Origin of the sequence: Citrobacter sp. Awk 2 (genome assembly GCF_028069815.1) — a bacterium.
Taxonomy (GTDB): Bacteria; Pseudomonadota; Gammaproteobacteria; order Enterobacterales; family Enterobacteriaceae; genus Citrobacter.
The window spans coordinates 1-581 of sequence record NZ_JANEWL010000249.1 but is presented as its reverse complement, the minus strand read 5'-3'; the positions used below and the strand labels follow the sequence as shown (position 1 = coordinate 581).

Here is a 581-nt window from a genome sequence, read left to right as displayed (position 1 = left end):
ATTAATGATAGTGTTTTGATAGAAAAACGCACAAATGATATTGCTATCTTCTATTATTTTAGGCAAGTGAGTTTTATTGCATTGCTTTTTGTATCATTGAAATCTTATAAAGCGACCTCCACAGTTATTGAGACTAAAGAAAGAGAGCCATGTTACATAATTATAGCGTTGTTGATTATGCTGGCAATTGCATTCCTTTCACATAACTTATCCAGTTATAACGCTGATGTCACGATTGAAATTACCAGTTTAAAAGCTGACAACAAAACGGTGCACTGGCATATTGGCTACATATATTCACTGATTATCGCATGGGGAACGGTCTTATTGTATCTGGCAGTGAAAACCAAAATGCATGGTATCTTATGGAAAAGCATAGCGTTACTGTGTGGCTCTGCAATCCTGACGAATGTTCTGCTGTTAAGTCTGGATGAATATAGTATGTATATTTGGTATGTCAGCAGGGGTATCGAAGTTATCAGCACCTTATGTATCATATCTATATTAATGTACAACACGTTTATTATTCTTAAGAGAGAGACGGATTCAGCAATAAAAGATGCAATGACTAAGATATATAA

1 protein-coding gene is annotated in these 581 nt (G+C 34.8%); it reads left to right on the top strand.

Features of this window, described 5'->3' with window-relative positions; genetic code table 11:
* The coding region (locus tag NNO02_RS23475) for an MASE4 domain-containing protein (RefSeq protein ID WP_271455900.1) at positions 1-581 on the top strand (581 nt) is incomplete at both ends.